Origin of the sequence: Micromonospora lupini str. Lupac 08 (genome assembly GCF_000297395.2) — a bacterium.
In the GTDB taxonomy this organism is placed as follows: domain Bacteria; phylum Actinomycetota; class Actinomycetes; order Mycobacteriales; family Micromonosporaceae; genus Micromonospora; species Micromonospora lupini.
Map to the genome: position 1 here is coordinate 2,477,366 of NZ_HF570108.1, position 22,862 is coordinate 2,500,227.

General features: G+C 73.3%; 27 protein-coding genes. 14 read left to right on the top strand and 13 right to left on the bottom strand.

Annotated elements, in window-relative coordinates:
- Window positions 1-103: 103 nt before the first annotated feature.
- Both MILUP08_RS12485 and MILUP08_RS12490 read right to left on the bottom strand, forming a co-directional pair.
- Window positions 104-1,138, bottom strand: coding sequence for a helix-turn-helix domain-containing protein (locus MILUP08_RS12485; protein WP_007458096.1), 1,035 nt, complete (start codon window positions 1,136-1,138; stop codon window positions 104-106).
- Between the two features lie 13 nt (window positions 1,139-1,151).
- Window positions 1,152-1,913: a TetR/AcrR family transcriptional regulator gene (locus MILUP08_RS12490; protein ID WP_007458098.1), complete on the bottom strand. Its 762-nt coding sequence runs from the start codon at window positions 1,911-1,913 to the stop codon at window positions 1,152-1,154.
- 82 nt (window positions 1,914-1,995) lie between these two features.
- Between MILUP08_RS12490 and MILUP08_RS12495 the strand changes: the two genes are divergently transcribed.
- The gene (locus tag MILUP08_RS12495) at window positions 1,996-3,393 is read left to right on the top strand and encodes an MFS transporter (protein ID WP_007458101.1); all 1,398 of its coding nucleotides are present in this window, start codon (window positions 1,996-1,998) and stop codon (window positions 3,391-3,393) included.
- Window positions 3,362-3,598 (top strand): hypothetical protein, encoded by a 237-nt coding sequence (locus MILUP08_RS36335; protein WP_202805211.1) that lies wholly within the window; start codon window positions 3,362-3,364, stop codon window positions 3,596-3,598. Before MILUP08_RS12495 ends, MILUP08_RS36335 begins: the two co-directional genes overlap by 32 nt.
- Here the strand turns inward: MILUP08_RS36335 and MILUP08_RS12500 are convergent.
- The 4 genes from MILUP08_RS12500 to MILUP08_RS37100 form a co-directional block, all read right to left on the bottom strand.
- Window positions 3,588-4,091 (bottom strand): hypothetical protein, encoded by a 504-nt coding sequence (locus MILUP08_RS12500; protein ID WP_007458105.1) that lies wholly within the window; start codon window positions 4,089-4,091, stop codon window positions 3,588-3,590. The genes MILUP08_RS36335 and MILUP08_RS12500 overlap by 11 nt on opposite strands.
- Window positions 4,092-4,158: 67 nt before the next feature.
- Entirely contained in the window at window positions 4,159-5,790 is a 1,632-nt protein-coding gene (locus MILUP08_RS12505) for a RecQ family ATP-dependent DNA helicase (RefSeq protein ID WP_007458107.1), read from the bottom strand.
- Window positions 5,791-5,864: 74 nt separating this feature from the next.
- Entirely contained in the window at window positions 5,865-6,815 is a 951-nt protein-coding gene (locus tag MILUP08_RS12510) for a TIGR03557 family F420-dependent LLM class oxidoreductase (RefSeq protein ID WP_007458109.1), read from the bottom strand.
- Window positions 6,816-6,905: 90 nt separating this feature from the next.
- Window positions 6,906-7,031: a hypothetical protein gene (locus tag MILUP08_RS37100; RefSeq protein WP_007458111.1), complete on the bottom strand. Its 126-nt coding sequence runs from the start codon at window positions 7,029-7,031 to the stop codon at window positions 6,906-6,908.
- A gap of 74 nt (window positions 7,032-7,105) precedes the next feature.
- Here MILUP08_RS37100 and MILUP08_RS35850 point away from each other — a divergent pair, with 74 nt between their 5' ends.
- Both MILUP08_RS35850 and MILUP08_RS12515 read left to right on the top strand, forming a co-directional pair.
- Complete coding sequence (locus tag MILUP08_RS35850; RefSeq protein WP_167626039.1) at window positions 7,106-7,249, top strand: hypothetical protein; 144 nt, start codon at window positions 7,106-7,108, stop codon at window positions 7,247-7,249.
- A complete protein-coding gene (locus MILUP08_RS12515; protein WP_007458116.1) occupies window positions 7,246-8,739 on the top strand; it encodes a glycoside hydrolase family 3 protein in 1,494 nt (497 codons plus the stop codon). Before MILUP08_RS35850 ends, MILUP08_RS12515 begins: the two co-directional genes overlap by 4 nt.
- 14 nt (window positions 8,740-8,753) lie before the next feature.
- Here MILUP08_RS12515 and MILUP08_RS12520 read toward each other — a convergent pair whose 3' ends face one another.
- The gene (locus MILUP08_RS12520; protein ID WP_007458118.1) at window positions 8,754-9,041 is read right to left on the bottom strand and encodes a GNAT family N-acetyltransferase; all 288 of its coding nucleotides are present in this window, start codon (window positions 9,039-9,041) and stop codon (window positions 8,754-8,756) included.
- The gene (locus MILUP08_RS12525; RefSeq protein ID WP_007458120.1) at window positions 9,038-10,264 is read right to left on the bottom strand and encodes a cysteine desulfurase-like protein; all 1,227 of its coding nucleotides are present in this window, start codon (window positions 10,262-10,264) and stop codon (window positions 9,038-9,040) included. The genes MILUP08_RS12520 and MILUP08_RS12525 overlap by 4 nt, the downstream gene beginning before the upstream one ends.
- A 75-nt stretch (window positions 10,265-10,339) precedes the next feature.
- Between MILUP08_RS12525 and MILUP08_RS12530 the strand changes: the two genes are divergently transcribed.
- From MILUP08_RS12530 to MILUP08_RS12560, 7 genes are all read left to right on the top strand, one after another.
- Entirely contained in the window at window positions 10,340-10,705 is a 366-nt protein-coding gene (locus MILUP08_RS12530; protein ID WP_007458121.1) for a hypothetical protein, read from the top strand.
- Between the two features lie 58 nt (window positions 10,706-10,763).
- Entirely contained in the window at window positions 10,764-11,585 is an 822-nt protein-coding gene (locus MILUP08_RS12535) for a DUF1206 domain-containing protein (RefSeq protein WP_007458122.1), read from the top strand.
- 83 nt (window positions 11,586-11,668) lie between these two features.
- On the top strand, window positions 11,669-12,865 hold the full coding sequence (locus tag MILUP08_RS12540) for a mechanosensitive ion channel family protein (protein ID WP_007458123.1): 1,197 nt from the start codon (window positions 11,669-11,671) through the stop codon (window positions 12,863-12,865).
- A gap of 330 nt (window positions 12,866-13,195) precedes the next feature.
- Window positions 13,196-13,630 carry a phage holin family protein gene (locus tag MILUP08_RS12545; RefSeq protein WP_007458124.1) on the top strand — a complete coding sequence of 145 codons (435 nt, stop codon included), beginning with the start codon at window positions 13,196-13,198 and terminating at the stop codon, window positions 13,628-13,630.
- On the top strand, window positions 13,627-13,989 hold the full coding sequence (locus MILUP08_RS12550) for a DUF3618 domain-containing protein (protein ID WP_007458125.1): 363 nt from the start codon (window positions 13,627-13,629) through the stop codon (window positions 13,987-13,989). The genes MILUP08_RS12545 and MILUP08_RS12550 overlap by 4 nt, the downstream gene beginning before the upstream one ends.
- Window positions 13,986-14,258: a DUF4235 domain-containing protein gene (locus MILUP08_RS12555; protein WP_007458126.1), complete on the top strand. Its 273-nt coding sequence runs from the start codon at window positions 13,986-13,988 to the stop codon at window positions 14,256-14,258. The genes MILUP08_RS12550 and MILUP08_RS12555 overlap by 4 nt, the downstream gene beginning before the upstream one ends.
- Window positions 14,259-14,546: 288 nt before the next feature.
- Window positions 14,547-14,750, top strand: coding sequence for a cold-shock protein (locus MILUP08_RS12560; protein ID WP_007458127.1), 204 nt, complete (start codon window positions 14,547-14,549; stop codon window positions 14,748-14,750).
- Between the two features lie 103 nt (window positions 14,751-14,853).
- On the opposite strand, the gene MILUP08_RS12565 is transcribed toward MILUP08_RS12560, so the two are convergent.
- Both MILUP08_RS12565 and MILUP08_RS12570 read right to left on the bottom strand, forming a co-directional pair.
- Entirely contained in the window at window positions 14,854-15,048 is a 195-nt protein-coding gene (locus MILUP08_RS12565; protein WP_007458129.1) for a hypothetical protein, read from the bottom strand.
- Between the two features lie 94 nt (window positions 15,049-15,142).
- Complete coding sequence (locus tag MILUP08_RS12570) at window positions 15,143-16,126, bottom strand: aldo/keto reductase (RefSeq protein ID WP_007458131.1); 984 nt, start codon at window positions 16,124-16,126, stop codon at window positions 15,143-15,145.
- A gap of 82 nt (window positions 16,127-16,208) precedes the next feature.
- Here MILUP08_RS12570 and MILUP08_RS12575 point away from each other — a divergent pair, with 82 nt between their 5' ends.
- Both MILUP08_RS12575 and MILUP08_RS12580 read left to right on the top strand, forming a co-directional pair.
- Window positions 16,209-17,003 carry a trans-aconitate 2-methyltransferase gene (locus MILUP08_RS12575; protein ID WP_007458133.1) on the top strand — a complete coding sequence of 265 codons (795 nt, stop codon included), beginning with the start codon at window positions 16,209-16,211 and terminating at the stop codon, window positions 17,001-17,003.
- On the top strand, window positions 17,000-18,022 hold the full coding sequence (locus MILUP08_RS12580) for an adenosine deaminase (RefSeq protein ID WP_007458135.1): 1,023 nt from the start codon (window positions 17,000-17,002) through the stop codon (window positions 18,020-18,022). The genes MILUP08_RS12575 and MILUP08_RS12580 overlap by 4 nt, the downstream gene beginning before the upstream one ends.
- Window positions 18,023-18,311: 289 nt before the next feature.
- Here MILUP08_RS12580 and MILUP08_RS12585 read toward each other — a convergent pair whose 3' ends face one another.
- Window positions 18,312-19,715, bottom strand: coding sequence for a HAMP domain-containing sensor histidine kinase (locus MILUP08_RS12585; RefSeq protein ID WP_007458137.1), 1,404 nt, complete (start codon window positions 19,713-19,715; stop codon window positions 18,312-18,314).
- A gap of 29 nt (window positions 19,716-19,744) precedes the next feature.
- Entirely contained in the window at window positions 19,745-20,434 is a 690-nt protein-coding gene (locus MILUP08_RS12590) for a response regulator transcription factor (RefSeq protein WP_007458139.1), read from the bottom strand.
- Between the two features lie 73 nt (window positions 20,435-20,507).
- On the opposite strand from MILUP08_RS12590, the gene MILUP08_RS12595 reads away from it, so the two are divergent.
- Entirely contained in the window at window positions 20,508-21,425 is a 918-nt protein-coding gene (locus MILUP08_RS12595; protein ID WP_007458140.1) for an ADP-ribosylglycohydrolase family protein, read from the top strand.
- A 245-nt stretch (window positions 21,426-21,670) separates the two neighbouring features.
- On the opposite strand, the gene MILUP08_RS12600 is transcribed toward MILUP08_RS12595, so the two are convergent.
- Window positions 21,671-22,702, bottom strand: a complete 1,032-nt coding sequence (locus MILUP08_RS12600; protein WP_007458142.1) for a DUF1775 domain-containing protein — start codon at window positions 22,700-22,702, stop codon at window positions 21,671-21,673.
- Window positions 22,703-22,862: the final 160 nt, after the last annotated feature.

Consider the following 22,862-nt stretch of genomic DNA (forward strand, 5'->3'; position numbering starts at 1 on the left):
GGCGGCCGCCCGCCGCACCCCGCGGCGGGCGCCTCGCCACGGCCCCCGTTCGTGACCGCCGTCGAGCCCCGGTGCGGGGGCGCCGTCTCGGCCACGTCGATGGTCAGTCTGACCCGGACGAGTTGACTCTGGACGCCAGGCGGTTGACCGCCAGCGCCGGAAGCGCGTTGCCGTCGCGACACGCCTGCGGACTCATCCCGTACGCCGCCCGGAACACCCGACTGAAGTGGGCCTTGTCTCCGAACCCCCACCGCGTCGCGATGACCTGCACGGGCTGGGTCCGCAGCGTCGGGTCGGTCAGGTCGCGTCGGCACCGCGCCAGACGAAGGTCCCGGATGTACGACGCCACGGTGGAGTTCTCGGACTCGAAGAGGCGGTGCAGTGTGCGCAGCGAGATGTGGTGGGCGTCCGCGACGACCTGTGGGCCGAGCGTCGCGTCGCCCAGGTGACGGTGGACGTACGACTGCACCTGGGTGAGCAGCGCCCGGCGGCGGACCTCGGTCGGCACGGCGTCCTCGGCGGCGAGGTGCCGGCCGAGCATGGTGGTGGCCAGGTCGAGCCCCACCGTGCCGAGTCGGCCGGCGTCGTCGGCGTGGTACTGCTCGGAGTGCCCGGTCACCCGGAGCAGGAACTGCGCCAGCAGCGCCCCGATGCCCTCGCTGCCGGACATCCGGCCCCCGTAGAGGGCGGCCATCCGCTGTGGTGGCAGCGGCAGCGCGGCGTGCGGGATCATCGTGATGATCGAGGAGGCCTGGTCCCGCTCCGGCTCGGTCGCGTGGTGGCGCACGTCGTGCGGCCGGGACGCGTCGTAGAAGGTGAACTCGCCGGTCAGGATCTCGCTGCGGCGACCGTCCTGGCTGGACGCGCCGATGCCGCCGGTGGTGAGGGCGAGGATGTACAACTCCCGGTCGGACTGACGGACGAGCTTCCGGGTCCGGGTGACGTCCAGCGACGGGTACTCGTACTGCACCAGTTCGATCGGGCCGAGTCCGATGAAGTCGGCGCGGGCGGCGAAGTCGTCGCTGTGCCCGGAGTGGATCCGCACCGGCACCGAGGTGCGCGCGATCAGGTCCAGCCACATGCCGAACCGTTCGCCAGGCGGCAGGACGGTGGTGTCGATGGAGTCTCTCGGCAGCATCGGGGCTCCTCGCTCAGCCCGCCCGGCGTCGGATCAGCGCCTCGACGCCGTCGAGGATCCGGTCCAGGCCGAAGGTGAACTCGTCGTCGGGGTCGTCGTCCTGGTTGAGCACGCCGGCGCCCAGCACGCGGTGCAGTGCGGGGAAGCGGGCCGGGTCGATGAGCCGGGCCACCAGCCGACCGTACGCCGGCATCATCTCGCTGGGCTCGACGCCTGTCGCCCGGCTGCCCTCGGCGATCTGCGACGTGAGGGTGGCCTCGTTGCGGACGTACCCGGTGAGCAGCAGGAGCACCGACATCTTCTCGCCCTCGGCGAGCGTGGTGCCGTCGAGGCAGCGCAGACCGTCCTCCATCCAGCCGAGCTGCTGCGGAGTGATCGGTGGGCCACTGATCGGCACGTGCAGCAGCCAGGGCCGTTGCCGCAGGACATCGTGCTCGGCCCAGGCCCAGCGGGTGAGGCCCGCGCGCCAGTCGTCGTGGGGCGGAGGCGGCCCGGGGGAGGGGCCGTACCCGGTGTCCACCATGAGCATGAGCAGCTCGTCCTTCGAGCCGACGTACCGGTAGAGGGCCATGGTGGCGGCGCCCAGCTCCTTGGCCACCCGGCTCATCGACACGGCCGCCAGGCCGTCGGCGTCGGCCACGCGTACGGCGGCGTCCACGATGGTGGGCACGCTCATCCCCGGGCGAGGGCCCTTGGGTGGCCGTTCCCGCAGCCCCCACGCGCTCTCGATCGCCGGCGGGAGCACGGGCCCGCTGTCGTCTGTCTTCGCCGCCACATTTCCTCCTTGCTTCGCCATCCTAGTTCTGCGTATGGTCTACGCATAACAGCGTACGCCATACGCAGAGGAGAAACTGATCATGACTTCTGTCCCCACCACACCGGCACCCCGCGCGGGCCGGCGGGAATGGATCGGGTTCGCGGTGCTGATGTTGCCGTTGCTCCTGGTCTCGATGGACGTGTCGGTGCTCTACTTCGCCGTCCCGTTCATCAGTGAGGAGCTGCGGCCCAGCGCCACCCAGCAGCTCTGGATCTTCGACATCTACGGCTTCGTGCTCGCCGGGCTGCTCATCACCATGGGCGCCCTCGGTGACCGGATCGGGCGGCGTCGGCTCCTGCTGCTGGGCGCCACCGCGTTCGGCGCCGCGTCCCTGCTGGCCGCGTACGCCGACAGCGCCGCGACGCTCATCGCCGCCCGCGCCGTGCTCGGCGTCGGCGGGGCCACCCTGATGCCGTCCACGCTCGCCCTGGTGCGCAACATGTTCCACGACGCCAAGCAGCGGGGCACCGCGATCGGCATCTGGACCGCCACGCTCACCGGCGGCATCGCCATCGGCCCGGTGCTCAGCGGCGTCCTCCTGGAGCACTTCTGGTGGGGTTCCATCTTCCTGATCAACATTCCGGCGATGCTGTTGCTGCTCCTGCTCGCCCCGGTCCTGGTGCCCGAGTTCCGTAACCCCGTGCGCGGGCGGTTCGACCTGCTCAGCGCGGCGCTGTCGCTCGGCGCGCTGCTGCCGGTGATCTACGGCATCAAGGAGATGGCCCGCGACGGCGTCAGCCCGGCCCGGGTGCTGGCCGTCGTCGCCGGTCTGCTCGTCGGGGCGCTCTTCCTGTACCGGCAGCGGACCCGGGCGTACCCGATGGTCGACCTGGCGCTGTTTCGCCGCCACGGCTTCGCCGGGTCCCTCGCGGTCAACCTGCTGGCGATGTTCGCTCTCGTCGGGTTCGCCATCTTCACCACCCAGCACCTGCAACTGGTGCTCGGCCTGAGCCCGCTGCGGGCGGCGCTGTGGAGCCTCGTGCCGTCCCTCGCCGTGGGCGGCGTCGCCCCGGCCGCGGCCGCGCTCGCCCAGCGTGTCGAGCCGGGCGTACCTGATCGGCGCCGGCTTCGTGATCGCCGTGCTCGGCTTCGCGGTGCTGACCCGGGTCACGCCCGAGACGCCGCTCTGGCTGCTGCTGCTCGGCGCCAGCGTGTACGCGGGCGGTCTGGTGATGGTGATGTCGCTCGTCACCGAGCTGGTCCTCGGTGCGGCGCCGCCGGAGCAGGCCGGTGTCGCCTCCGCGCTGACCGAGTCGAGCAGCGAGCTGGGCGGCGCCCTGGGGATGGCCATCCTGGGCAGCGTGGGCGCCGCGATCTACCGCCGCGAGGTCCTCGACGAGCTGCCGGCCGGGCTGCCGGACCAGGCCCGCGAGGCGGCCGGGGAGACGCTGGGCGGCGCTCTGGCCGTGACCCGGGGACTGCCGGCGGAGGTGGGTGACGCGGTGCTGCACGCCGCCCGGTTCGCCTTCACCGACGGGCTGCACCTCGCCGCGATCGCCGCCATGGTGGCGATGGTCCTGGGCGCGGTGACCGCGCTGGTGACGCTGCGCGGCGTCCGGCCGGCCGACCCGGCGGCGCTGGCCGCCGAGTCGACCCAACCGAGCGGTACGCCGCTGCCGGAAGCGTCGTCGGTCAGTCGTTGAGCACGTGCGCGAGCCGGTCGCGGAACCGCCGCTCGGAGTCGCTCACCGACTCGCCGCCGATGCCCAGCAGACCGCCGCTGGAGGCGGCGCCGACCACCTGCTCGGCGATCTTCACCAGCCAGTGCTTGTACGCGCCGGCCTCGCCCTCGTCGACCCGGGCGGCCAGCAACGCGGACGCCTCGCCGGCCCGCACCAGCACGTCGTCGATCATCGCGCCCGGGTCGGCGGGCGCGATGACCGGCAGCTCCTCGCCGCTGTCCGGGTCGCCGACCCGCGCGACGATCTCGCCGGCCACGGCGGCGACCAGCGGGCTGGCCGACTCCCGGCCCGCGGCGATGGTCTCCAGCCCGGCCGCGTTCTCCGCCATGGTCCGGCGGGTGCCGTCGGACTCGGCGGCGCTCGCCGCGGTCAGCACCGACTGCGGCAGGCCGACCAGCAGCCCCCACTCCCCGTCGGAGAAACCGAAACCGGTGTACGCCGGCTGCTCGATCACGGCAATGCCCCTTCCGCCCTGCTCAGTGTGGTCAATCCACGGGCCCCGCACCGGTGCCCGGGTCAGGCTAGTCCAGGGTCAGCAGACCCTGCTCGGACACCACGCGCACCGACAACGTCTTGTACCCGACCTCATCGAAGAGGACCGTCATCTTGTCGTCCTCGTAGGAGAGCACCAGGCCGTTGCCCCACTCCGCGTGGCGCACCTGGCTGTGCACCGGGAACGGCCCGACCGCGCCCTGGTCGGCGACGCTGGTGCCCCGGTGGCAGTTGTCGCAGTGCGCGCAGACCTCGGTCATCTGCTCGCCGAAGTAGGCCAGCAGGGTCTGCCCGCGGCAGGCGGTGGTCTCGGCGAAGGCCCGCATCATGTCGGTGCGGGAGCGGGTAACCGTCTGCTGGCGTTCCGCCTCGGCCAGTGCCGCCGCGGCCGCGTCGGTCGGGTTGGGCGAGTAGCGGGGCGCCCCGATGCGTTGCCGAGCGCGCGGCTCGGCGGCGCCGACCTGCTCCAGCAGCGAGAGGTACTGGCCCAGCTTGCGCGGGCCGAGGCCGGTGGTCTCGCGCAGCTCGGTCTTGGTGGCCGGCTTGCGGCGCAGCAGCGCGGCCAGGTCCCGCAGCTCGTCGGCGTCCGGCAGGCCGCCGCTGAAGAACCGTTGCAGGCCCACGTCCTCGGCCTGCCAGAGCAGCAGCACCCGGGCCGGCTGCCCGTCGCGTCCGGCCCGGCCGATCTCCTGGAAGTAGCTGTCCGGCGAGTCGGGCAGCGCCATGTGCACCACCCAGGCGATGTTCGGCTTGTCGATGCCCATCCCGAACGCCGAGGTGGCGACCATGATCGGCACCTGGTCGGCGAGGAACGCCTCGTGCAGTTCGTTGCGCGCGCCGGCCGGCATCCCACCGTGGTAGAACTGCGCCGGGAAGCCGGCGTCGGTCAACCGGGCGGCCAGCTCCTCGGCGGAGCGGCGGGTCGGCACGTAGATGATCCCCGGCCGTTCGTCGTCGCGCAGCAACGCGATCAGTCGCCGCCACCGGTAGTCCTCGGTGGGGCAGTGCGCCACCTCCAGGAACAGGTTGGGCCGGTCCAGCCCGGAGACCACCACCTCGGGGTCGTGCAGCCGCAGCCGGGCGATGATGTCGTCGCGTACCGGCGGGGAGGCGGTGGCGGTCAGCGCGACCACCGGCGGCCGGCCGATGCCCTCGATGAGGTGGCCCAGCGCCAGGTAGTCCGGCCGGAAGTCGTGCCCCCAGGCGGAGATGCAGTGCGCCTCGTCGATAGCCACCAGCGCCGGCTTCAGCGCGGCGACCTCGGCCATCCGGTCGGGGTTGCTCAACTGCTCCGGCGTGATGAACAGGAACTCCGCCCGGCCCGACCGGATCTCGGCGATCGCCTCGGCCTGCTGCGCGGCCGACTCGTTCGAGCTGATCCGCACGGCTCGCAGCTCCGGACGCTGCCGCTCGTTGAGCGCCGCGATCTGGTCCTGCTGGAGGGCCAGCAGCGGGGAGATCACCACGGTCGGGCCGGGGATCAGGCTGGCCGGGATCTGGTAGATCGCCGACTTGCCGGCCCCGGTGGGCAACACCACCAGGGCGTCACGTCGCTTCATCACCGCGCGCATGGCGGCGAGCTGGTTGGGCCGCAGCGCTTTCCAGCCGAAGAGGCTCCGCGCCGCGCGGCGCAACGTCATCGAGTGCGTGGACAGTTTCATCGAGGGCCGGAGGTACCCGAGCCCACGACCGCCGAAACGCGTTCGGCGATCATGGGCTCGAGCTGATCCGGAACTCAGCGCAGGCGGGGGAGCACCTCGCGCTGGTAGAGGTCGAACAGACCCTGGAAGTGCGGGCCGGTGTTGGCCACGTACAGCTCGTCGAAGCCGGCCTTGGCGTACTTGTCGATCATCTCCAGGTGCGCGTCGGCGTTGTTGCCGCAGACGAACGCGTCCCGCACCATCTCCGGCGTGACCAGTTCGGCGGCCTGCTCGAAGTGGCGCGGCGACGGCAGCACCTGGGACAGCTCGCCCGGCACCCCGGCGTTGGGCCAGCGCTCGTACGCGATCCGCGCGCCCTCCTCCTCGCTGGACGCGTACGCCGCCTTGAAGCCGGCCTGGCACGGCTTGTCGCCGCCGCCGTTCTCCCGGAAACGTCGGACCAGGTCGCCGTCGGGCATGGTGCTCACGTAGCCGTCGCCGATGCGGGCGGCCAGGTCGACGGCCTTCGGCCCGAAGCCGGAGACGTAGATCGACGGCGGCGTGTCGGGCAGCGTGTAGATGCGGGCGTTCTCCACCGTGTAGTGCGTGCCGCGGTGGTTGACGAAGCCGCCGCCCCACAGCTCCCGCAGCACCTCGACGGCCTCCTCCAGCATCTCCAGCCGGACGTCGGCCTGCGGCCAGGCGTCGCCGAAGATGTGCTCGTTGAGCGCCTCACCGGTGCCGACGCCGAGCACGAACCGCCCGCCGTGCAGCACCGCGCTCGTCGCCGCCGCCTGGGCGATCACGGCCGGGTGGATCCGCACGGTCGGGCAGGTCACCGCAGTGGTCACCGGCAGCGAGCAGACCTGGCTGAGCGCGCCGATCATCGACCAGACGAAGGGGCTCTGCCCCTGCGCGTCCACCCAGGGGTGATAGTGGTCGGAGATCCACAGCGCCTCGAAGCCGGCCTCCTCGGCGCCGCGGGCCTGCGCCAGCAACTCGGCCGGCGTGTACTCCTCACTGGACAGAAAGTAACCGATCTTCATCGCTTCCCCTTCGGCACGCGGACCTGCTGATGGGGAGAGCCGTACCCCGGTGGTCGTCGGCCACACCCGGCGTCGGTCGGCGGCCCGCGCTCAGCGGCGGCCGAACATGGCCCGGATCGCCGCGAGCAGCAGCAGGGCGCCGACGACCAGGCCGAGCAGGCGTACGCCGGGGATGTCGGCCGGGCTCGTGGCGTCGGCCAGCAGGGCGGAGTCCATCCCCGCACTCTCCCGGGAACGGTGCCGCCGGGCAACTGTAAGGTTTATTGACTATTGAATCGCTCGGTGTGACCATGGCAGCACCGCCTGGGTGGCGGTGCGCCGAGGGCGCGCGAGAGATGGGGTACGGGGGCCGCATGAGCGAGCGCAACCAGCGGGTCGGCGGTAACGCGCCGGTGCCCGTGACCGACGCCTACCGTTTCGAGGGGACGGCGTGACCGCGTCCGCCGGGCACCTTCCGGCACTGGCCGCCGCCGTCCTGCAACCCGGGTTCGTCGGCACCACGCCGCCGCCCTGGGTGTGCCGCTGGCTCGGCGAGGGGCTCGGCTCGGTGGTGCTCTTCGCCCGCAACGTCGTCGACACCGCACAGGTGGCGGCGTTGACCGCCACGCTGCGCGCCGAGCGGCCGGACGTCATCGTGGCGATCGACGAGGAGGCCGGCGACGTCACCCGCATCGAGTCGGCCCGGGGCAGCTCCCGGCCGGGCAACTTCGCCCTCGGCGCGGTCGACGACCCGGCGCTGACCGAGGCGGTCGCCCGCGACCTCGGCGTCGAACTGGCGGCGGCCGGGGTGACCCTCGACTACGCGCCGGACGCCGACGTCAACTCCAACCCGGCCAACCCGGTGATCGGCGTCCGGTCGTTCGGGGCCGACCCCACGCTCGTCGCGCGGCACACGGCGGCCTGGATCCGCGGGTTGCAGAGCGGCGGCGTGGCCGCCTGCGCCAAGCACTTTCCCGGGCACGGTGACACCCGCGTCGACTCCCACCACGACCTGCCCCGGATCACCGCCGACCGGGCCCGTCTGGACGCCTGCGAGCTGGCGCCGTTCCGCGCCGCCGTGGCGGCCGGCGTGCAGGCGGTGATGACCGGCCACCTGCTGGTGCCCGCGCTCGACGACCGGCTGCCGGCCACGCTGAGCCGGCGCATCCTGGGCGGGCTGCTCCGCGACGAGATGGGTTTCTCCGGCGTGGTGGTGACCGACGCGGTGGAGATGCGCGCGGTCGCCGACCGGTACGGCTTCGCCGGCGCGGCGGTGCGGGCGCTCGCCGCCGGGGCGGACGCGATCTGCGTCGGCGGTGAGCGGGCCGACGAGGAGGCGGCCCGGGAGCTGCGCGACGCCATCGTGGCCGCCGTCGTCTCCGGTGCGCTGCCCGAGGAGCGCCTCGCCGAGGCCGCCAAGCGGGTCGGTCAACTCGCCGCCTGGACGGTGGCCGCCCGCGCCGCCGGCCCGGGTTCCGTCCGTGGATCCGCCGACGTCGGGCTGGTCGCCGCCCGCCGTGCCGTGCGGGTCACCACCGGCCCGGACGCGCCCCGCGCGCTGCCGCTGACCCGCGCCGCGTACGTGGTCGAGTTCGAGCCGCCGCGCAACATCGCCATCGGCGCGGAGACCCCGTGGGGCATCGGGGAGCCGTTGGGCGAGCTGCTGCCCGGCACGACGACGGTCCGCCACGCCGAGCCCGACGTGCCCGCGGATCCGGGGGCCGGAGCCGGGGACCGTCCCCTCGTCCTGGTGGTCCGTGACCTGCACCGGCACGAGTGGATGTGCGCGGCGGTCCGGCGGGCGCTGGTCGCCCGGCCCGACGCCGTCGTGGTCGAGCTGGGCGTGCCCGAGCTGGTCACCGGGTCGGTGCACCTGGCCACGCACGGCGCCACCCGGGCCAGTGGGCAGGCCGCCGCCGAGGTGCTCACCGGCCGGGCCCGCTGACCCGACCCGCTCGGTTACGGCTGCTCGGCGACCAGGTCGGCGTACTCGGGGTGCTTGTCGATGAACGCGGCCACGAACGGGCACTGCGGCACCACCCGGCCGCCGCGCTCGCGCACCTGATCCAGCGTGCCCCGGATCAACGCGCCGCCGACGCCCCTGCCCTGGAAGCCGCGGTCCACCTCGGTATGGGTGAAGACCAGCACCTCCCCACGCGGCACGTACGCGGTGAAGCCGGCCAGCGCGTCGTCGACCAGGATCTCGAAGCGGTTCTTGGCGGGGTTGTCCTCGACGAGGGTGCTCACCGTGCCATTGTCCCCGTCCGGTCGACCACCGCGTCGAGTTCGGCGAGCAACCGGTCCACCTCGTCGGCGGTGTTGTAGTGGTAGATGCTGGCCCGCACCGCGCCGCCGCTGTCGCGCAACCCCATCGTCTGGAAGTACTCGTAGGCGTAGTAGTCGCCGGACGACAGGCACAACCCGGCGTCGCCCAACGCCTGCTGCGTCGCCGCCGGCGACATCCCGGCGACCCGGAAGGAGACCGTCGGGCAGCGCCGGGCCGGCGAGCCGTAGACGGTGATCGCGGGCCGCGCCGCGAGCCCGGCGAGCAGCCGGTCCAGCAGCGCCTCCTCGTGCGCCTGCGCGGCGGCCAGGCCGGCCCGCAGCCGCGCCCGGCGGTCACCTGCCGCGTCCGGGTCCAGCCCCGCGAGGTGGTCCACCGCTGCGGTCACGCCGGCCAGCAGCGCGAAGCTCGGGGTGCCGTACTCGAAGCGCTCCGGCACCGCGTCCGAGGACGGCACCAGCTTCGCCGGGCGCAGCGCCGCCCACCGGGCCGGGTCGGCCACCATCGCGGCCAGGTGCGGCCCGGACCACTTGTACGCGCTGGTGACCAGCACGTCCGCGCCGAGCGACGCCAGGTCGGTCGGCCCGTGCGGCACCGAGTGCACCCCGTCGACGCAGACCAGCGCCCCGACGGAGTGCGCGATCTTGGCGATCGCCGGCACGTCCGGCACGGTGCCGATGGCGTTGCTGCCGGCGGTCACCGCGACCAGCCGGGTCCGCTCACCGACCAGGTCGGTGTACTGGCCGGTGGGCAGCTCACCGGTGTGCCTGTCGAACTCGGCCCAGCGCACCGTCGCGCCGGCCGCCTCGGCGGCCTGCACCCACGGGCGCACGTTGGCGTCGTGGTCGAGCCGGGAGACGACGACCTCGTCCCCCGGTCGCCAACCGGCGCCGAGCGTACGGGCCAGGGTGTACGTCAGCGCGGTGGCGCTCGGGCCCAGCACCACACCGTCCGGCTCGGCCCCGAGCAGGTCGGCGACCGCCTGGCGGGCCGCCGCCACCACCTCCAGCGAGCGGCGGCCCGGCGCGAACGCCGCGCTGCGATTGCCGACGGCCGCGCGCATGACGTCGGTGACCGCGTCGATCACACCGGCCGCGGTCTGGGTCCCTCCGGCGCCGTCGAAGTGGACGAAGCCCTCGGTCAGGGCGGGATAGGCGGCCCGGGTGCGGGCGATGTCGAAGGCCATGTCGGGACCCTAGCCGGGGTTCCTCCGGCGCTCGCTCCCGCCTGGGCGTCGCGAACGTCTCGTACCCTTGGCGAGGTGACGAACCGACCCGCCACCATCCCCCCACCCCCCGTCCGCCGCGCCGCCGGGCTGTTCGCCGGTCTGGCGCTCGGCCTCGCCGTGCTCGCCGGTTGCAGCTCCCAGGGCGCCTCCACCGACTGCGGCCTGGACGCCTGCACGGTCACCTTCGAGCGGGGTGTCGACGCGAGCGCCACCATCCTGGGCGTCGAGGCCAAGCTGGTCGGCGCCGAGGGCGACCAGGTGACCGTCGAGGTCGCCGGCGAGCAGCTCACCCTCACCACCGGCCAGCAGGCCACCGAGGCCGGCGGCTTCGCCGTCACGCTGGACAGCGTCACCGACCAGCAGGTCAAGATCCGCGTTTCCCGCAACCCGGGCAACTGACCTGGCGGGAGGCGGTGGCCGACGTTTGGGGATCTTCGCAATCGGAGATTGTGACGGCATGTCACTCACCCGTAGCGCCGAAGCCACCGCCTCCCGAACGGCGGACAGCCGGTGGCTGGAACTCCTCGCCCGGGCCGGCTTCATCGGCTACGGCATCGTGCACCTGCTCTTCGCCTGGCTGGCCCTGCAGATCGCGTTCGGCACGTCGTCCGACGACGGCGACCAGTCCGGCGCGCTGCGGACGCTCTCCGAGCAGCCCCTCGGTAAGTTCCTGGTCATCGCCGTCGCGGTCGGTCTGCTCGCGATGGCGATCTGGCAGGGGCTGGAGGCGGCCGCCGGGCACCGCGCCGAGCGCGGCAAGGAGCGGGTCACCGAGCGGCTGGCCTCGGCCGGCCGGACCATCGTCTACCTCTACTTCGCGTGGACGGCGTTCAAGGTCTTCTCCGACGCCGGCTCGAACAGCGCCGACAGCCAGGAGGCGCTGACCGGCAAGCTGATGACCTCCACCGGGGGCCGCTGGCTGGTCGGGCTGGCCGGGCTGGTGGTCGCCGCGATCGGTGTCGGCCTGGTGATCTACGGGCTGAAGAAGTCGTTCGAGAAGCACCTCAAGACCGGCGAGATGAGCCCGAAGACCCGCACGCTCGCCCGCCGACTCGGCATCGCCGGGTACGTCGCCAAGGGCGTCGCGTACGGCATCGCCGGCCTGCTGGTGATCGTCGCGGCGGTGAACTACGACCCGAAGAAGGCCCGTGGTCTGGACGCCGCGCTGCACACGTTGCGCGAGCAGTCGTACGGCACGTTCCTGCTGACCCTTGTCGCCCTGGGCATCGCCTGCTTCGGCGTCTACTGCTTCCTCCAGTCGCGGTACCGCAAGGTCTGACGCTGGTCGATATCGGGGATGTCGGGCACTATTGGGCTTTTGCCCGAAGTACCGACCCCCGGTCGAAGGGAAGCGACCCACCCGTGCAGAGCTATCTCGAAACGGCCGTCGCCGCGCTCGCCGCGGCGGCGGTCGCCCTTTTCCTGGTCGAGGTCGTCCACCGGCTCACCCGACGGTTCGGCCGTCGGTCGCAGCTGTTGACCGAGCTGACCGACCACGCGCACCGCCCGTTCCAGGTCGCCGCCACGGTCCTCGCGGTGCAGTTCGCCGTCCGTTTCAGCACCGGGTACGCCGTCGGCGTGAGCTGGCGGCGGCTGCTGCTGCACCTGCTGGTCCTCTGCGTGATCGCCAGCGCGGCCTGGTTGGTGGCGGCGCTGCTGATCGTCGTGGAGGACACGGCACTCGCCCGGTTCCGCGTCGACGTGCCGAACAACCGGCACGCCCGGCGGGTGCGTACCCAGGTGGTGATGCTGCGGCGGCTGACCGTCGCGGTGATCGTGATCCTGACCGTCGGCGTGATGCTGATGACGTTCCCGAGCGTGCGCGGCATCGGCGCCGGTGTGCTGACGTCCGCCGGTGTGGTCGGTGTGGTCGCCGCGCTGGCCGCCCAGAGTCTGCTCGGCAACGTCTTCGCCGGGCTCCAGCTCGCCTTCAGCGACGCCGTCCGCCTCGACGACGTGGTGGTCGTCGAGGGGGAGTGGGGTCGGATCGAGGAGCTGACCCTCAGCTACGTGGTGGTCCAGATCTGGGACGACCGGCGGCTGATCCTGCCCACCTCGTACTTCACCAGCACGCCCTTCCAGAACTGGACCCGGACCGAGGCCGCCGTGCTCGGCACCGCCGAGTTCGACGTCGACTGGGCGGTGCCGGTGCAGACCATGCGGGAGGAGCTGCGCCGCCTGGTCGAGGGCACCGAGCTGTGGGACGGCCGGGTCTGCGTCCTGCAGGTCACCGACGCCACCGGCGGGACGGTACGGGTGCGCGCGCTGGTCAGCGCCGCCGACGCCGGCAGCCTGTGGGACCTGCGCTGTCTCGTCCGCGAGCACCTGGTGGCCTGGATCCGGGACAACCGGCCCACCGCGATGCCCCGGATGCGCGCCGAGCTGGGCGACGCCGGCAGCAACCTGCCCTGGCAGTGGGTGCAGCCGCGGCGACCGACCCGCCGTCCGGGCGCCACGGAGGCCGCCGACGACGCGCGCGTCTTCGGCGGCAGCGACGACGGCGACGCCCGCAGCGAGGCCTTCGTCGGCCCCGAGGAGACCGCGCCCTCCCGCGCCTGACGCCGTCGCCGCGGCGATCCCGGCATGATCGCGCTCGATCCGGAATCGGGTGGCCTCCTCGCGTCGAGGAGGCCACCCGATCCGTGTTCGGGCGCGATCTCCGTGCCCTGTCCGGCGCGGGCTCGTGATCGGCGGGGTGGGTGAGAGGTTTGGGCGGGCTTGGGTGGGGGATCTGCTGCCGGGCGTCTCTTCGGCGATTGTGGGGTTCGGCCCGCCGGGTTCCGCGGCGCGGCGATCGGACAACAGGAACGGTGGCCGACCATGGGCGCTCTAGGATTGACGGGCGGCAACTCCGGGCATACAGCGCGGTGATGAGGAAAGGAGGACAGCATGGCTGACGTGGCAAATGCCCGCACATCCCGCAATGGGAGCGAGCCCTCCACCGCCGAGCTGGTGCAGCGGGCCACCGAACAGGTCTCCCGTCTGGTGCGAGACGAACTGGCGCTGGCCCGGGCGGAGTTGACCCAGAAGGGCAAGCACGCCGGCATCGGGATCGGCCTGTTCGGCGGCGGCGGCGCGCTGGCGTTCTACGGCCTGGGCGCGCTCGTCGTCACGGCGATCCTGCTGCTCGACCTGGTGCTGCCCGCCTGGGCCGCCGCGCTCATCGTCGCGGTGGCGCTCTTCCTGGTGGCCGGCATTCTCGCGCTGGTGGGAAAGAAGCAGGTCAGCCGTGCCGTCCCGCCGATGCCGGCGGCAGCGGTCCGCAGCCTCCGGGCTGACGTGGACACCGTCGCCGCCGCGGTGAAGGACAGGGGTCGGGCATGACGGGCAACGGGACGGGCGACACCGAGGCCCTCCGCGAGGAGATCCGCCGTACGCGGGTCGAGCTGGGCGAGACGATGGAGGCGCTGGCCGCCAAGGCCGACGTCAAGGCCCGCCTCAAGGAGTCCGCCGAGCAGGCGCGGGAGCGGATGCGCGAGCAGGCGGCGCAGACCGTTGCCCGGGTCCGCGGGCAGGCCGCGCGTGGCGCCGGAATGGCACGCGCGCAGGCGTACGACAAGGGCGGCCTGGTCCGCGAGAAGAGTGAGCTGGTTCGACGCAACCCGGTGCCGTGGGCGGCGATCGCCGCCGGTGCGGTGGCCACCGTGGTCGTGCTGATGATCGTGCGGGGGAGGCGTAGGTGAGCAGGAGCATCGGCAAGGTGGCGTACCGGCCGGTCGGCGTGTTGTTGGGTATCGCCGCGGGCACGGTGGCCGGCGCGATCTTCCGGCAGGTCTGGAAGGTCACGGCGGGCGACGGCGAGGCGCCCAACGCCACCGACGAGGACCGCGGCTGGGGCGAGATCCTGGCCGCCGCCGCGTTGCAGGGGGCGATCTTCGCCGTGGTCCGCGCCGCCGTGGACCGGGGCGGAGCGGTGGGCGTCCGCCGGATGACCGGCCACTGGCCGGACTGACCGACGCATCGACTCAGGCCCCCTTCCCGCATCGACGGGAAGGGGGCCTTTCGCACGGCTCGGCACGCCGCCCGACGATCTCAGACATCCGTCAGGTCACATGTCGGAGAAATTCGTGGGAGAGGTCGTGACAGACTTTTCGGGTCCGTGATTTGCTGTTCCACGCTGCTGCGAGATGGCGTGGGTTGAGAGAAGTTCCCTTCGTGGGGGCCGCCTCAGGCGTCGCTGCTCGAAACGGCCAATCGGCCGTACGGCGTGCACGGCCACCAGTTTTAGAGGGAGATACAGATGGCGCAGGGAACCGTGAAGTGGTTCAACGCTGACAAGGGCTTCGGCTTCATCACCGTCGACGGCGGGGGTGCTGACGTGTTCGTCCACTTCTCGGCCATTCAGACGAGCGGCTACCGCTCGCTGGAGGAGAACCAGCGGGTGGAGTTCGAGATCGCCCAGGGTCAGAAGGGCCCGCAGGCCGAGCAGGTCCGTCCGCTCTGAGCAGAAGGGCTGGCCCTCGTCGGTCAGTGGACGACCCGGCCAGGGGTCGTTGTAGTAAAGCCCCGTATCCCTTCCGGGATGCGGGGCTTCCCACTGTCGTCCGTCAGAGTCGGCGGCGCGAGCGCAGGCCCAGCCAGAGCACGACCAGGCCGACCAGGGCCACGATCGGGCCGATCACCGCCCAGATCCGCTCGTCGGTCATCGCGCTGCCGCTGACGTAGCCGAGGCCCTGCACCGTCCACACCGCACCGATCACCACGGCCAGCAGGCCGAGGGTGAGCGTCAACCAACCCCTCATCGCGCGCCCTCCTTCCCGGACGGGGCGGCACACCGCCCCCGGGTGCCAGCATCGCCGCTGTGGCGGCGCGACGCGAGCACCCGGGGTGGGCGGCTCACCACCGGTCGTGCACCTGCGGGCGGATCAGCTCGTCGTAGACCTCGCGTACACCGGTCTGTTGGGCGGCCGTGAGCGGCGGCAGGTCGGCCGCGGCGGCGTTGCGCCGGGCCTGCTCGGCGTCGCGGGCGCCGGGGATGACGACTGTGACACCGGCCTGGTCCAGCACCCACCGCAGCGCGAACTGCGCCATCGTGCGGTCGGAGTCGACGAGCGGCGCCAGCCGGCGTACGGCCGCGAGCCCCTGGGTGTAGTCGACGCCGGAGAACGTCTCGCCCACGTCGAACGCCTCGCCGTGCCGGTTGTAGTTGCGGTGGTCGTCGGCGGCGAACTCGGTGTGCTCGTCGTAGCGGCCGGAGAGCAGCCCGCTGGCCAGGGGCACCCGGGCGATGATGCCGACGCCTGCCTGCGCGGCCGCCGGCAGCACCTGCTCCAGCGGCTTGTGCCGGACGGCGTTGAGGATGATCTGGACGCTTGCCACACCGGGGCGGGCGATGGCGGTGAGCGCCTGGTCGCAGGTCTCCACGCTGACCCCGTACCCCGCGATGGCCTTCTCGGCGACGAGGGTGTCCAGGGCGTCGAACACCGCGTCGTCGGCGAAGACGGCGCTCGGCGGGCAGTGCAGCTGGACCAGGTCCAGGGTGTCCATTCCGAGGTTGGCCCGGGACCGGTCGGTCCACTCTCGGAAGTGGGCCAGGGTGTACGCCTCCGGCCGCTGCTCGACGCGCCGGCCCATCTTGGTGGCGACGGTCAGGCCGGCGTCCGGCCGGGTGCGCAGGAAGCGGCCGATCAACTGCTCGCTGCGGCCGTCGCCGTACACGTCGGCGGTGTCCAGGAAGGTGACTCCGGCGTCCACCGCGGCGGTGAGCACCGCCATGGCGTCGGCCTCGCTGACGGTGCCCCAGTCGGCGCCGAGCTGCCAGGCGCCCAGGCCGACCACTCCGACGGTCCGGCCGAGCCGGTTGAAGCTGCGCTGTTCCATGCCCCGAGCCTAGTGATCGGGTTGCCGGCCTGCCACGCGAGCCGTACGGTAAACAAGACGGACGTACGGTTTGGAGGCGACGATGTGGGATCCGACGACGTACCTGCGCTACGGCGACGAGCGTTCCCGGCCGTTTCACGACCTGGTCGCCCGGGTCCCCGCCGACCGGCCCCGGACGGTGGTCGACCTCGGCTGCGGCCCCGGCCAGCTCACCGCCACCCTCGCCGAGCGCTGGCCGACCGCCCGGGTCGTCGGCCTCGACTCCGCGCCGGAGATGATCGACCGGGCGCGCGCCCTGCCGAGTTCTGTCGAGTTCGCCGTCGCCGACCTGCGCGACTGGCGGCCGGCCGGCGACGAGGACGTGGTGGTCACCAACGCGGCGTTGCAGTGGGTGCCCGGCCACCAGGAGCTGCTGCGCCGCTGGGCCGTCGAGCTGCCCGCCGGCGCCTGGCTCGCCATGCAGGTCCCCGGCAACTTCGACGCCCCGTCGCACCGGGCGCTGCGCGAGATCGCCGGCCGACCGGCCTGGCGTGCCCAGGTGGCCCCGCTGCTGCGCGCCGACCCCGTCGACGACCCGACGGACTACGCGGAGCTGCTGACCGCCGCCGGCTGCGCGGTGGACGCCTGGGAGACTACCTACGTGCACCTGCTGCCGGCCGAACCCGCCGCCGACCACCCGGTGCTGGCCTGGATGGAGGGCACCGCGCTGCGCCCCGTCCGGGCCGCCCTGGACGCCGCCGGCTGGTCGGCCTTCCGGGCCGAGCTGGGAGTACGGCTCACCGCCGCGTACCCGGTGCGGCACGGTCAGGTGTCCTTCCCGTTCCGCCGCGTCTTCGTCGTCGCCCGCACCGGCGCCCATGCCCAGGAGAACCAGTGACCGACCTGTCCACCTTCATCGCCGGCCTGCCCAAGGTGGAGCTGCACGTGCACCACGTCGGCTCCGCCTCGCCCCGGATCGTCGCCGAGCTGGCCGCCCGGCACGAGGGCCGCTCGCCGGTGCCGGCCGACCCGGCGGCCCTCGCCGACTACTTCGAGTTCCGCGACTTCGCGCACTTCATCGAGGTCTACCTGAGCGTCGTCGACCTCATCCGCGACCCGGAGGACGTCTGGCTCCTCACCCACGAGGTGGCCCGGGAGCTGGCCCGCCAGCAGGTCCGCTACGCGGAGCTGACCATCACCCCGTACTCGCACGTGCGGCGGGGCATCCCCGCTCCGGCGTTCTGCGAGGCGATCGAGGACGCTCGCAAGCGCGCCGCCGCCGACTTCGGCCTCGACCTGCGCTGGTGCTTCGACATCCCCGGCGAGGCCGGCCTCCCGGCGGCCGAGGAGACGCTGCGCATCGCGCTTGACGAGCGCCCGGACGGCCTGATCAGCTTCGGTCTCGGCGGCCCGGAGATCGGCGTACCCCGGCCGCAGTTCCGGCCCTACTTCGACCAGGCCCGCGCCACCGGGCTGCGCTCGGCGCCGCACGCCGGGGAGACCACCGGTCCGCAGACGGTCTGGGACGCGCTCAACGAGCTGGGCGCCGAGCGCATCGGGCACGGCATCTCCGCCGCACAGGACCCGGAGCTGCTCACCTACCTCGCCGAGCGGCAGATCGGGATGGAGATCTGCCCGACGTCCAACGTGCGGACCAGGGCCGTGGCCAGCCTCGACGAACACCCGCTGCCCCGGCTGGTGGAGGCCGGGCTGCTCGTCACCATCAACTCCGACGACCCGCCGATGTTCGGCACCACCCTCAACGACGAGTACGCGGTGGCGGCCCGGCTGCTCGGGGCGGGCCCGGGGGAGCTGGCCGCGCTGGCCCGCGACGCGGTGACCGCGTCCTTCCTCGACCCGGCCGGCAAGCAGCGGATCACCGCCGAGATCGACGCGTACCTCGCCACCGCCGGCTGACGCCGGGCGGGGCCTGGTGAGCGGGGCGCGCGGCGGGAGCGTGGGTGTGGGGGGACCTGAGACTCCCGCCGCGCGCGCGGCTCCACCGGCCGGTGGGTGCGCGGTGCGCTGGCCGGTGGAACTGGTGGGTTCGTGCTCTGATCCTGTCAGCCCGCGAGCGTCCGACCGCAGTCGTTAACCGCGATCTAAGGAAGACTTGCGCCGCCGCACAGCCCCGGTCCGCTCAGCCGATCGGAGCGCCCACCTCAGCCGATCGGCGCGGGGTGCCCGGTCGTCGGTCCGGGAGTGGTCAGTCGTCGGTGGGGCGCTGACGGGGCCAGCGACGGCCGCTCGTCTTCTGGTCCCGGGCGTCGCGCGCCATCCGGCCCACGAGGCCGAACCGGCTGACCTGCCGGGGCGTCGCCTCCGGGTCGGCGAGCAGCATCACCACGCTGGCACCGCCCAACCGGGCCCGGTCGATGCTTACCGAGCCGTTGGCCTGCAACGCCACCCGCTTGGCGATGTCCAGGCCGAGCCCCGTCGAGCCCTGGTCGCTGGTGCCCCTCCGCAGCGCCCGGTCCGGGTTGGCGATGCCCGGGCCCGCGTCGTCGATGCGGATCGCCACGTACCCGTCGCGGCGGGACACGGCCACCTCGAACGCCGTGCCCTGCGGGGTGTAGCGGAAGACGTTGCCGATCACGGCGTCCAGCGCGGCGGCCAGCTCGGCGCGCGGCACCGGCGCGGGGATGCGCAACTGCGCGCCGTTGACCCGGTGCGGCCGGTTCTGGTCACCGGCGAGCGCCGCCCAGAACACCATCCGGTCCCGGACGACCTCGCTGACGTCGCACATCGCCGGACCGGCCTCGTGGGCCACCGCCTTGCGGGTGGTCTTGATCAGCACGTCGATCTCACCTTCGAGGGTGACGATCGCCTGCCGGATCCGCCGGATGCCCCGCAGCCGGTCCAACTCCGCCGGGCTGAACGAGCCCACACTCGTGTCGTCGGACTCCAGCGCCTCCGCGTCCAGCCGGAGCACTGTCAACGGTGTCCGCAGCCGGTGGGACAGGTCCGCCACCAGCTCCCGCTCGTCGGTGCGCGCCGCGTCCAGCCGGTCGGCCATGCGGTTGAAGGCGTACCCGGCCTCCGCCAGCTCACGGGGGCCCGTCGGGTCCACGCGTACGCCCAGGTCGCCGTCGCCGATCGACAGGGCGGCCTGGACCAGACCTCGCGTGGCGTCCACCGCGCGGGCGGCCACCCGGTCGACCACAAGCACCGCCGCGCCGGCCATCGCCGCGCCCACCCCGAACAGCAGCAGCCAGGTGCCGCCGGCGCCCTCGCCCAGCGTCGAGTCCGCCACGAACACCTCGACCACCGCCGTCTTGTCGCCGAGGACCACCGGGTCGAGCCGGACCACGCCGCCGTCGACGTCGGTGACAAGCGAGCGCCGCTCGGCGCGGGCCCGGTCCAGGTCGCTGCCGCTGGCGCGGCCGGCGGTCTCGTCCAACCCCAGCCCGTGCACCACCGGCCGGGTCGCCGCGCCGTCACCACTGGCCACGACGGCGCGTTCCACCACCGCCGGATCCGTGCTCACCGCCAGCGCACCCGTCACCAGCGCGCTGCGTCGGGCCGCGTCGGCGATCGCCTCCTCCCGCGTCTGCCCCCGCAGGCTCAACCCGAGCGGGATCAGGAACGCGAGCGCTACGAGACTGCACATGCCGGCCGTGAGCAGGGCCAGCGCCGTCCTCAGTCCGGTGCCACCAGCCGGAACCCGACCCCCCGCACGGTGCGCAGGTAGCGCGGCTTCGCCGCGGACTCGCCCATCTTTCGGCGAAGCCAGTACAGGTGTACGTCGATGGTCTGATCCTCGCCGACCGATGGCTGCCGCCATACCTCCTCCAAGAGTTCCCGGCGGGACACTACCCGCCCGGGTCGTGCGGCGAGATACGCCAGCAGGTCGAACTCCTTGCGGGTCAGCGCCAGTGGCTCCCCGTCGAGTTGGGCGCTGCGCTCACCGACGTCGACCCGCAATCCGCCGACGGTGTGCACCGCGGGCTGCACCGTCCGGCTGGCTCGCCCGGCGCGTCGCAGCACTGTGGTGATGCGGGCGTCCAGGTGCGCGCCCGTGAACGGCTTCACCATGTAGTCGTCGGCCCCGGCGCGCAGCAGCTTGACCACCGACTGCTCGTCGTCGCGGGCGGTGGCGATGATGATCGGGACGTCGGTGATGCCGCGCAACATCCGCAGCGCGTCGGAACCGTCCAGATCGGGCAGGCCGAGGTCCAACACCACCAGGTCGGGTGTCTCCGCCGCGACCCGGCGCAACGCGTCCAGGGCGGTGCCCACGGCGTGCACGGCATGCCCCCGGTCAGCGAGGGACCGCAGCATCGCGCCGCGTACGACGTGATCGTCTTCGACCAGGAGCACGGAGGCCACGACAAGACCGTACTTGGCCTGGCAAGTTGATCGCGTTGCGACGTACCTGTGAACCGGGCAAGCTGGTACGACGATGTCCTTCACCCTGTTCGCCGATGCCCGCCTGGCGCTCGCCCGGGACAGCCTCGCCGGCCTCTCCACCGGCGACGCGCTCGGCGCGCAGTACTTCCTGCCGGGGCCGCCGGAGGACCTCACCGACGCCACGCTGCCACCCGCGCCCTGGGAGTGGACCGACGACACCGAGATGGCCTGCTCGGTCCTCGCCGAGCTGGCCCACTCCGGTGACGTCGACCGCGACCGGCTGGCCCTGGCCTTCGCCGAGCGGTGTGCGCCACGCCGGGGCTACGGGGCCGGCGCGATGGCGATCCTGCGGCTGATCCGCACCGGCACCCCGTGGCCGCTGGCCGCCGCGTCCGCCTTCGACGGCCAGGGCTCCTGCGGCAACGGGGCGGCGATGCGGGTCGGTCCGCTGGGGGCGTACTTCGCCGACTCCACCGCCCATGCCGCGGCGCAGGCGCGCGCCTCGGCCGAGGTGACCCACGCGCACCCGGAGGGAGTCGCCGGCGCCGTCGCGGTGGCGGTCGCCGCCGCCCTCGCCGCACGGGCCCGCCTCGACGGGCACCGGCCAGCCCCGGACCGCCTGCTCGCCGGGGTCGCCGCCGCACTGGACCCGGGCAGCGAGGTGCACCGGAGCGTGAGCCGGGCGGCAGGGCTGCTCGGTCGACCTGTCGACCGGGTGGTGGCGGAACTCGGCAACGGCTCCCGGGTGACCGCGCAGGACACCGTCGGATTCACCCTCTGGGTGGCCGCGACCCACCTCGACGACTATCCGACGGCGATCCGGAGGTGCGTCCGGGCGGGCGGTGACATGGACACCACGGCCGCCATCGTCGGGGCGATCGTGGCCGCGTACACGGGTGTCGGAACCCCGGGCGGGGTGCCCGAGGCGTGGCTGGCCGCCCGCGAGCCGCTACCCACCTGGCTCCCCTGACCACCGCGCCGGTCGGCACCTGCCGAGGCCGGGCGTGATCCACTCGACATCGCCGATATCGGGGTAACCCGGCGGCGGGATACCCCGGTATCGGCGATGTCGTGTCGATCATGGCGCGAGGCCGGGTTTCGTGCCCGGCGGTGGCTCAGCCGGCGCTGTTTGCCCCGCCCATGGTCAACTCGGCTTCCTGTAAATCGGGCTGTCCGCGCGGCCCGGATGCCGCGGTTTCCGGGAACCCGAGTGGATCATCGCGATGCTGCGGGAACAGCGGGCTGGGGGTCGGCGGGCGCGGCGGTGTCGTCCGCGCGGCCGGTCACCTCGGCGAGCGCCGTGGCCTGGTGCGGGTCGTCGGTCGCCTCGGCGAGCGCCGGGGCCTGGTGCGGGCCGTCGGTCACCTCGGCGAGGGCCGCATCCTCGGCCGGGTCGCCGGTGATCTCGGCGAGGGCCGCATCCTCGGCCGGGTCGCCGGTGATCTCGGCGAGGGCCGCGTCCTCGGCCGGGTCGCGTCGCCGCCACCGGCTGACAAGCCAGCCGATCGCCGCGCCGCCGCCCAGGCCGGCCAGCAGCCCACCGGCGAGCATCGCGTCCGCGTCGCCGGACTCCTCGCCGGAGCCACCCGACCCGCCCACCGCCGCGCCGCCGGCAGCGCTGTCACCGCCAGCAGTGTCGGCGGGACCGTTCGCCGCGCCGGCCGCCGGAGCGCCGTGCCCGCCGTGTCCGGCCGGTCCGGCCGCGCCCGCCGCCGCGGGCAGCAGCGTCAGCACCGGGGCCCGGTGCGCGCCGCCGGCGTCCGCCCACCGGACGACGGTGCCGTCGGCGTACGTCTGGACGACCTCGAAGGTGAGCCGCTCCGCCTGCGGCAGGGGGCCCATGGACAGGGCCAGCCTGGCCGGGCCGGACGTGGCCGCGCCGACGCGAACCCAGGTCACCGCCGTGGCCACGGTGCTCACCCCGGACGAGTGGATGCCGGCCACCGGCGTGTCCAGCGTACGAGAGGTGATCTTGGGCGCCCAGCCGTCGACAGACATCGGGTAGACCTCGGCCACCGGGGCGTCGGCCGGCAACCGGACCTCGATCCGGGTGGTCTTCGTGCCGGCCCGCTCCTCGGGCACGCTGAACTCCAGCCGTACGGCGTCACCCTGCCGTGCCTCGGTCGGGGTGGTCGTCACGTCCGCGGCGTGCGCCGCCGTACCGGGCCAGAGCAGCAGCCCCGCGGCGGTCAGCGCGGTCACCGCCGCGATCCGCCGCGGGCGGCCTCCGCCGTGCGTGCTCGCCATCTCGTGCCCCCATCCGTCTCGACGCGACCGGCACCGGTTTCCGGCCACACCCTGTAGTTCGGCTCGGAGGCGCGAAAGGTTCAACGCGAGCCGTCTGGAAGGCGCCGACGGTGCGACCGATAGCATCGGCCAAGAGCCGAGGATCGGCACCGTTTCGTAC